Here is a 9,156-nt window from a genome sequence, read left to right on the forward strand (position 1 = left end):
TTCGGGTCAACGGAAATCGCGTGAGGTCGAGGCCGTGCCGAGCCGCAGTTGCGCCACGTGGTCGGCGAGCACGCTGACCGCGCCCTCGGCGTTCTGTACCCGACCGCGCACCAGCAGCGCCGAAGACCCTTGCGCCAGTGCGCGATACCGCTTCCACAACCCGGGCGAGCAGACGACGTTCACCATTCCGGTCTCGTCCTCCAGATTGAGGAAGGTGACCCCACCCGCGGTCGCCGGGCGCTGCCGGTGGGTGACCGCGCCGCCGACCAGGACACGGGAGCCGTCGGGGACATCGAGCAATCCGGCAGCCGGGACCACCCCGAGATCGTTCATCCGCGCCCGCAGGAACTCGGTCGGATAGCTACCGGGCGAGACACCCGTGGCCCACACGTCGGCGGCGGCCAGTTCCAGCGCGCTCATGCCGGGCAGGGCGGGTGCGACGGTGGCCGCGCCGGTGCCGGGCAGGCGGTTCGCGCGTTCCCCCGCCGCCGCGCCCGCCGCCCACAGCGCTTCCCGCCTGCTGATGCCGAGACTGCCGAGCGCGCCCGCGGTGGCCAGCGATTCCGCTTGCGCGACGGTGAGTTCCACGCGGCCGGTGAGGTCGAGGAACGAGGTGTAGGGGCCACTCGCCCGAGCCGCGACGATCCGTTCGGCCAGGTCGTCGCCGAGGTGACGGACCGCGGCCAGTCCCAGCCTGACCTCGGTGCCGCCCGCCTCCAGATCCGCCTCGGCGCGACTGGCGTTGATATCGGGACCGTGCACCCGGACCCCGTGCCTGCGCGCGTCGGCGACCAGCGATTGCGGCGAGTAGAAGCCCATCGGCTGCGCGCGCAGCAGCCCGGCGCAGAACGCGGCGGGATGGTGCAGCTTGAACCAGGCCGAATAGAACACCAGCGCCGCGAAGCTCTGCGAATGACTTTCCGGGAAGCCGAAATCGGCGAAGGCGTAGAGCTTGTCGTAGATGCGGTCGGCGACCGCGCCGGTGATGCCGTGCAGGTCGGCCATGCCTTGGTAGAGACGGTCCTTCAGACGGCGCATCCGTTCGGGCGAGCGCTTGGACCCCATCGCACGACGCAATTGGTCGGCTTCGGCGGCACTGAAGCCGGCGATGTCGACGGCCATCTGCATGAGCTGTTCCTGGAACAGCGGCACGCCGAGGGTGCGGCCGAGCGAATTCGCCAGCGCCGGATGATCGTAGGTCACCTCCTCGGCGCCGTTGCGGCGGCGGATGTAGGGGTGCACCGAGCCGCCCTGGATGGGGCCGGGGCGGATCAGCGCGACCTCGACCACCAGGTCGTAGAACTCGCGCGGCTTCAACCGGGGCAGGGTCGCCATCTGCGCGCGCGACTCCACCTGGAACACCCCGACCGAGTCCGCGCGCGAGAGCATCTCGTACACGGCGGGCTCCTGCAGATCGAGTTCGTGCAGCCGTACCTCGATGCCTTTGTGCTCGCGCACCAGGTCGATCATGTAGTGCAGCGCCGAGAGCATGCCGAGCCCGAGCAGGTCGAACTTCACCAGCCCTACGGCCGCGCAGTCGTCCTTGTCCCATTGCAGGACGCTGCGTCCGGGCATGCGCGCCCACTCCACCGGGCAGACGTCGGCGATGGGCCGGTCGCAGATCACCATGCCGCCGGAGTGGATGCCCAGGTGCCGGGGCAGCCCCTCGATGTCGGCGGCCAGGCGCAGCACCGGTTCGGGGATGTCGGTGCCGGTCTCGGCGCCCACCCCGCGCCAGCGGCTGACCTGCTTGCTCCAGGCGTCCTGCAGGCCGGGCGGGAAGCCGAGCGCCTTGGCCGCGTCGCGCACCGCCGACTTGCCCCGGTAGGTGATCACATTCGCCACCTGCGCGGCGTACTCGCGCCCGTAGCGGGCGTAGACGTGCTGGATCACCTCCTCCCGGCGATCGGACTCGATGTCGACGTCGATATCGGGCGGTCCGTCACGCTCCGGGGAGAGGAAGCGTTCGAACAGCAACTCGTTGGCGACCGGGTCGACATTGGTGATGCCCAGCGCGAAGCAGACCGCGGAGTTGGCGGCCGATCCCCGGCCCTGGCACAGGATGGCGTGGCGCTCGCAGAAGCCGACGATGTCGTGCACGACCAGGAAGTACCCCGGGAAACCCAGGGTGGTGACGACCTCGAGTTCGTGTTCGATCTGCCGGTAGGCGGGCGGGTTGGTGTGTGGGGGGCCGTAGCGGCGGGCCGCGCCGCGCATGGTCAGCTCGCGCAGCCAGGAGTTCTCGTCGTGCCCCTCGGGCACCTCGAAGGGCGGCAGTTGCGGGGCGATCAGGCGCAGGTCGAACGCGCATTCGCGGGCGAGCGCGGCGGCTTGCGCGACCGCGCGCGGGCATTGCGCGAACAGCCGGGCCATCTCCGCGCCGGACCGCAGATGCGCGCCACCGACCGGGGCCAGCCAGCCCGCCGCCTCGTCCAGGCTGCGCCGGGCCCGGACCGCCGCCAGCGCCATCGCCCGGTGCCGCTGGTCCGGGCCGGCGAAATGCGCGCCGGTGGTGGCCAGGACCGGCAGGCCGAGGCGGTCGGCGAGCGCGATGAGCCCGGCGTTGCGTTCGTCGTCCTCGGGGATGCCGTGGTGGGTGAGCTCCACGCTCACCCGATCGGGGCCGAACCGGTCGACCAGATCGCGCAGCGCCGCCTCGGCTCGGGGCAGACCGGTGTCGGCGGCAGTCAGGTCCGCGGCGAGCGCGGAGCGCAGGTGGCCTTTGCGGCAACCGGTGAGGATGTGCCAGTGCCCACCCGCGGCGGCGGTGAGCCGGTCGTAGTCGTAGCGGAGGATGCCCTTCTCCCCCGCCGCCAGATGCGCGGCGGCGATCTCGCGCGAGAGCCTGCGGTAGCCCTCCTGACCTCGGGCCAGCACCAGCAGGTGCGGGCCGGGCGGGTCGGGATCACCGGTGCGCGGGGCGGAGTCCGGAGCCGATTGCGCACCGAGGGACAGTTCCGCACCGAAAACCGTGGCGATACCCCACTCCTGGGCCGCTTCGGCGAAGCGCACGGTGCCGTAGAAACCGTCGTGATCGGTGAGCGCGATGGCCTCCAGGCCGAGCCGCACCGCCTCCTCGACCATTTCCTCCGGCGTGCTCGCGCCGTCGAGGAAGCTGTAGGCCGAGTGCGCGTGCAGTTCGGCGTAGGCGACGGCGGGACTCTCGGCGGCGGCGATCGGCGCGGGCCGGTAGGGCTCGCGGTGGTGGGACCAGGCCGGGCTGTCGCCGCCGTCGCCCGGGGTGTCGGCGGCGCGTGTGCCGGGGCGCCCGGAGAGCACCCGTTCCAGCTCCGTCCACGAGGGCGGGCCGGAGTCCCAGGCCACGGCCGCGCTCCTACGCGCTGCGCAGGCGCTGGGTCGCGCCCGCGTGCACGGCTTCCTCGACCCGGTCCAGGCCGGTGCGGATCAGCTCGCCGTAGTCGTCCTCGGCGAGGATGCGCAGGTGGCCGCGGGCGATCGCCAGTTGCATGCGCGCGGCGTCGAAATCGCCGACGCGGCGATGGCTGTCGGCCAGGTTCAGATACAGCGAGGGCAGGAAGCAGCGCATCCCCTCGTCCAGGGCGACGCCGGGGCTGAAGATCGCGGCGAGAGCGCGCTGATCCCAGGCCAGCGCCTCGAAGTCGTCGTCCTGGAGAACAGCCAGATGATGGGCGACCACGCAGCGTTGTAGTGGCGCCGCGACGGGATCGAGCTCGTCCCACAGCGCCCCGAGCGCCTTGCGCGCTGCCTCCGGGTTATCGCTGCCGAGCCGCACCGCGGCAAAGATGTCCGCCATCCGATCGTCCGCCATGCGCACGAGTATCGCACATATGTTCGAAGGTTTCGAGCCGCATTCGACAGCGTTCTGCTGCCGCCCTTCCGGGGCGACAGCAACGAAACAGCAAGCCTCTGGGCGAGTTCCCGCCGACCGGAATCTCCCGAGGCCGGAGCGGGTGTCGGCACAATGAAGGAGAGGCGAACCTCTTGGCCTCGAACTTACTTTGGAGTAAGTTCGGACTCGGCGGGCAGCCGTTCGGCGCCCCATCCGTTCATCGAGGAGCGACCATGGCCCCAGCTGCGCAGCACCGGCGAGAACTCGCGGGCAGGCATGTGCTCGTCACCGGCGCCTCCTCCGGTATCGGCCGGGCCGCCGCCGTGATGATCGCCGAGCACGGCGCCACCGTATTCCTGCTGGCCCGTCGCGGCGAGGAACTGGTCACCGTCGTGGATGAGATCCGCGCGGCCGGTGGCGCCGCGTACGGCTACCAGTGCGACATCACCGACGACGAATCCGTCGAGCACACCATGAAGACCATCCTCGACGAGCACGAGCGCGTCGACATGCTGGTCAACAACGCCGGTCGCAGCATCCGCCGCGCCATCCACCGCTCCACCGACCGCCTGCACGACTACGAGCGCACGATGGCGGTCAACTACTTCGGCGCGCTGCGGGTGACCTTCGCGGTGCTGCCCGGCATGCGCGAACGCCGGTTCGGCCACATCGTGCAGATCAGCAGCGCGGGCGTCCAGGCCACCACGCCCCGGTTCTCGGCCTACCTGGCCAGCAAGGCCGCGCTGGACAAGTTCACCGAGGTGGCGGCGGTCGAGACGATGGCCGACGGGGTCACCTTCACCACCATCCACATGCCGCTGGTCCGCACGCCGATGATCGCCCCGACCGGACGGCAGGGACCGTCGCGTTCGCCGGAATGGGCGGCCGCGCTCATCGTGCGCGCCCTGGCGGAGCGGCCCCGCCGCATCGACGTGCCGCTGGGCACCATCGCCGAGTTCGGGGCGCTGTTCACCCCGAAGCTGCGCGACTTCGTCCTACACCGGTACTACCGCGCGATCCCCGATTCCCCCGCCGCCAAAGGCCTCGCCGACATCGAGCCGCAGACCGAGATCCCCGCCACCCGCCCGGCCGGCCGCTCCCGCGCCCGCCGGGTCACCGGCACCGCGTTGCGTCGTGCGGTCAATCTGGTACCCGGCGTCTACTGGTAGACCGGCTCCGGCCCGCGCGGGTCACCCGCACCGCTACGGTGGGGTGTCCGAGTACCCCGCTCCACCGGAGGCGTCTTGCGGATCGTCGTTCGCGTACTGGCCGTTGTGATCACCCTGCTCTGCGGGATCGCGCCGACGGCGCTCGCCGCGCCGGAGCCCGCCCTCGACGAGACCACCGCCCGCCGCATCGACGAACTGCTCGAGGTACGCGCGGCCTCGGTCGGCCTGCCCAAGGGCGAACTGCTCGAAGCGTTGTCGCGGCCGTTGCTCGGCACCCCGTACGGGGCGAACATGCTCATCGGCTCGGCCACCGAACCCGAACAGCTGGTGATCGACCTGCGCCGGGTGGACTGCTTCACCTACCTCGATTACATGGAGGCGCTCAGCCGAGCGAGCAACCGCGAGGAGTTCGTGCGCGCCCTCGTCGAGACCCGCTACACCGGCGGTCGGGTCGAATTCACCCACCGCAAGCACTTCTTCACCGACTGGGCGCACACCGACCGGATCGCCGCGACCGACATCACCGCCACTCTGAGCCCGAACGCGGTGACCGTCACCGAGCACCTCAACGCCAAGGCCGACGGCGGCGTCTACCTGCCGGGCCTGCCGGTCGTCGAACGCGACCTGACCTACATCCCGTCCGGCGCCGTCGACCGAGACGTCCTCGCGGGGCTGCGCACCGGCGACTACCTCGGCGCCTACGCCGACACCCCCGGTCTGGACGTCACCCACGTCGGCATCGTCGTCCGCACCCCCGACGGCGGCCTCTTCTTCCGCAACGCGTCCTCGCTGGCGGCGAACAACGCGGTAGTCGACAGCCCGCTGACCGACTACCTCGCCACCGTCCCCGGCATCATCGTCCTGCGTCACCGCTGATCTCCCGCACACCGACTCGACGACGCTCGGCGGTGCGAGCCGGGGCGGTGCGGGAGTTCAGCCCGGGACGGTGCCCGGTCGGGCAGGTGGATCGCCTGCCGGCCCCGCAATGCGTTACGGCGCAACGGGTGTTTCCGCTCAGTTCTGGACGGCCGGCTCCGCGACGGAGTCCGCGACAAGAGACGTGACCGGTTTGGGCGCGGCATCGCAGCTCGCCTGACGCGGTGCGTGGGCGGCCGATCGGACGGCGACCCGCCACCTGCGACCGTCACGATGCGAGACAACCGCCGTCCCCGCGTATCCGGCTCCCGACTCGGCGGGAGCGTCCGGCTCGGTCTCGACGGTGAGGTCGTCGAGACCAGCGCAGAGTCGTTCCCGTACAACCAGTTCGGCGACCTGTTCGATCGGTGCGTGACCGCTGCGTCCCCGCAACCCGGCCGTGGACACCGTCCCGCGGTCCAGGGCTTCCACCGCCGCCGCGGCCGATTCGGCGTCCACCCGCCCGTAGGTCAAACCGCTCGGCAGCAGGACCATCGCAGGCGCGAACCGGTGACCGCCGGTGTGCGAGCACTCCCACACCCGATCGGGATGCGCCGCGGCCAGACTCGCGGCGATCGGGCGGCCGAGGCGCGCGCAACACCGATCGCGCTTGCCGTGCGCGCACACGAGCACCGGCGCCTCGGTCACCGGCTCGCCCAGGCCGGGCGGCGGTCCGTGGAACACCGACAGGTCGATGTCGAGCAGTTCTTCGAGGTCGTCGATGCGCATCCGCTCGCACCAGGCCCCGGCCGGAGGCGAGGCGGCCAGCAGGACGGTGCGCGCGCCGGTGAACTCGTAACGGCCGGGACGGCGGATCAGGGTCGGACGGATCTTCAGATCAGCGGATGCCGCCGCCGAGATGCGCGCCGCGAGTTCGGCGGTGATGCGCGGGCCGAGCACCTCGTCGCCGAGGACATCGCGGCCCCACGCGCCCGGATGCTCCACGCACAGCCACCCGTCGGCCCGTGTGGCGGTACCCGGCAACGGCACCTGCGCCGATGCCGTCGAGCAGGGCAGTCCCGCGAAATCGTTCATCGTCACGCCGCCGAGCCGGCCAGGAACGGCAGCACGACCTCGGAGAATTCCCGGTGCCGGTCACGATGGATGCTGTGCCCGCAGGCGAAGGCGGCGACCGTGCAGTCCGGCACCTCCTCGATCAGCATCGCCAGGCGCACCGGGTCCACCATGCCGCCCCGGCCGCCGCGTAGCACCAGGGTCGGCGCGGTGATGCCGGAAAGCCGTTCCCACCATTGCGGATTCGGCTTGCGGAACTGTTCGAGCGCGGTCCCGGTCATCGACCGGTCGAACGTCCACACCGTGCGGGGACGGCGCGCCAGGCTCGACGCCGCGTGCCACAGTTCGGCGGCCGTGGGCAGGCGGCGGGTCGTCGACACCTGCTCGTCGCCGGAACGCAACGGCAGCGGGCATTCCTCGAGCACCAGCCTGCCCACCGATTCGGGACGTTGCTGGGCCACGCACGAGACCGCGTAACCGCCCAGTGAATGACCCACCAGGTCGACCCGCTCCAGTTCGAGGTGATCGCACAACGCCGTCAGGTCGGCGCCGAACTCGTCGAAACCGTAGGTGTCGGCGCGGGCGCTGCGGCCGTGACCGCGCAGATCCGGAACGATCACCCGGCGGCCCGCGGCGAGCAGGTGTCGAGCGAAGCGGCCCCAGGTGTGGCCGTCGCCGCCCATGCCGTGCACCAGCACCACCGGTGCGCCCGAGGCGGGCCCCGAGTCGCGATAGGCGATGCGGACGCCGCCTGCGGTCATGTGGGCAAACGTCGAGTTCACGAGTGAAGTTTACGGTGCTCACCGGGCACCGCCCCCGCAGCCGGCGTACCACCCAGGCCGGCCGCACACCCCGGACGCCGACCGCACCCGCCCGCGGCCCGCACCGGGTGCCCGCCGCCCAGAGCTAGCCGTACACGCCCTCGGCCCGCCACACGCCCTCGCGGCAGATCAGCAACAGCACCCGCTCGTCCTCGCCGGGGGCGCTGATGCCGACCTGTGCTCGGGCGACCGGCGCCGATCCCCCGCCCCGCCGACAGTCGCCACCCCGCCGATGCTCCCCACCCCGTGCGGAATCACCTCCCCGCCAGGGATCGCCGTCCTGCCGGTGGCCGTTGCCCGGCCGACGATCGTCTCCCCGGTGCCGATCGCCCTCCTGGCCCGACCCGTGATCACCGTCCCACCAGTGGTCGTCCACCACCCACGGCCCGGCCCAGCCGGTCAGCCGCCAGCCGCGGGTGCCCCAGGACAGCCGGACCGGATCGGCGGAGAACAATCCGCGGTCGGTGACCTCGACGGGAGCGCCGTCGGCGTCGAGCAACCGCACCTCGGGGCGATCCACCAGCAGGACCGAGGGGGCCGGTTCGGGCAGCCGACCCGGCCACGGCTGTCCGGGATCGGCCTCGGGCACCTGCTCGTCGCCCAGCGCGACCAGCGTGACGCGCTCGCTCGGCCCCCGCCCGCCGCTGAGCACACCGACCCGCACGGCCTCCCCGCCGAGCAATCCCTGCACCCGGACCAGGGCGCGCCTGGCCCGTTCGTCGTCTTCACCCGTGCCGCCCCACAGCCCCAGTTGCAGCGCGGCCGCCCGCACCACCTCGACCGGGACCAACCGCAGTGCTGTGACCGGGGCGGCCCGGCGATCGGGACGGGTCAGCCAGCCGTCGAGCTGCCAGCGCACCCGATCGGCGGTGTCGGCCGGGGTGAGCGGCTGGGCACACCGCCAGATCCGGGAAAGTTGTTCGCCCGCCTCGGTTTCGGCGATCACCTCGAGCCGGGTACAGGCCAGCGACGCGGCGGCCAGCCCGGCATGCAGTTCGGTGGCGAGCAGCCTGCCCGCGAAGGCCGCGGCATCGACCCGATCGATCGGCGGATCGCAGCGCCGCTCCACCGCCAGTTCGGGCGCGGGCGTGCGCGCGGAGGGCGGACGTTCCGGGACCGCGCGGGCACACCGGTGCGCCAGCACGGCGTCGGCGCCGAAGCGGGAACCGACCTCGGCCGGACGCAACGCCGCGAAATCACCCACCCGGCGCAACCCGAGCCGGTGGAGCAGATCGACCAGTTCGGACCGGTCCGGCCCGGCCAAGCTCGGCTCCACCGCCAATTCGGCGATCGGCAGCGGCGCCAGGAAGGCCGCGCCCGCACCCGGCGTGACCAGCACTCCGCGCCGGGCGGCGAGCACCGCGGTGGACAGTTCGTCGGCCACCCCGGCCTGGGCCTCCACCCCGGCCGCGGCGACCGCGTCCAC

Annotated in this window: 7 protein-coding genes; 2 read left to right on the plus strand and 5 right to left on the minus strand. The window is 72.1% G+C overall.

The window, feature by feature from the left end:
* Positions 1-6: 6 nt before the first annotated feature.
* A complete protein-coding gene (locus NS3_RS16700) occupies positions 7-3,324 on the minus strand; it encodes an error-prone DNA polymerase (RefSeq protein WP_067860634.1) in 3,318 nt (1,105 codons plus the stop codon).
* Between the two features lie 10 nt (positions 3,325-3,334).
* Entirely contained in the window at positions 3,335-3,790 is a 456-nt protein-coding gene (locus NS3_RS16705) for a hypothetical protein (RefSeq protein ID WP_169811652.1), read from the minus strand.
* A gap of 254 nt (positions 3,791-4,044) precedes the next feature.
* On the opposite strand from NS3_RS16705, the gene NS3_RS16710 reads away from it, so the two are divergent.
* Both NS3_RS16710 and NS3_RS16715 read left to right on the plus strand, forming a co-directional pair.
* Positions 4,045-4,980: an SDR family NAD(P)-dependent oxidoreductase gene (locus tag NS3_RS16710; RefSeq protein ID WP_067860636.1), complete on the plus strand. Its 936-nt coding sequence runs from the start codon at positions 4,045-4,047 to the stop codon at positions 4,978-4,980.
* Between the two features lie 75 nt (positions 4,981-5,055).
* Entirely contained in the window at positions 5,056-5,856 is an 801-nt protein-coding gene (locus NS3_RS16715; protein ID WP_067860638.1) for a DUF1460 domain-containing protein, read from the plus strand.
* A gap of 138 nt (positions 5,857-5,994) precedes the next feature.
* Here the strand turns inward: NS3_RS16715 and NS3_RS16720 are convergent, their stop codons facing one another.
* The 3 genes from NS3_RS16720 to NS3_RS29525 form a co-directional block, all read right to left on the minus strand.
* Positions 5,995-6,930 (minus strand): ferredoxin family protein, encoded by a 936-nt coding sequence (locus tag NS3_RS16720; RefSeq protein WP_067860640.1) that lies wholly within the window; start codon positions 6,928-6,930, stop codon positions 5,995-5,997.
* A gap of 2 nt (positions 6,931-6,932) precedes the next feature.
* The gene (locus tag NS3_RS16725) at positions 6,933-7,691 is read right to left on the minus strand and encodes an alpha/beta fold hydrolase (RefSeq protein WP_373865316.1); all 759 of its coding nucleotides are present in this window, start codon (positions 7,689-7,691) and stop codon (positions 6,933-6,935) included.
* 124 nt (positions 7,692-7,815) lie between these two features.
* Positions 7,816-9,156: DNA polymerase Y subunit UmuC family protein (locus NS3_RS29525; RefSeq protein WP_067860644.1), on the minus strand; the 1,341-nt coding region annotated here is incomplete at its 5' end.

The organism is Nocardia shimofusensis NBRC 100134, from assembly GCF_001613125.1.
Classification (GTDB): Bacteria; Actinomycetota; Actinomycetes; order Mycobacteriales; family Mycobacteriaceae; genus Nocardia; species Nocardia shimofusensis.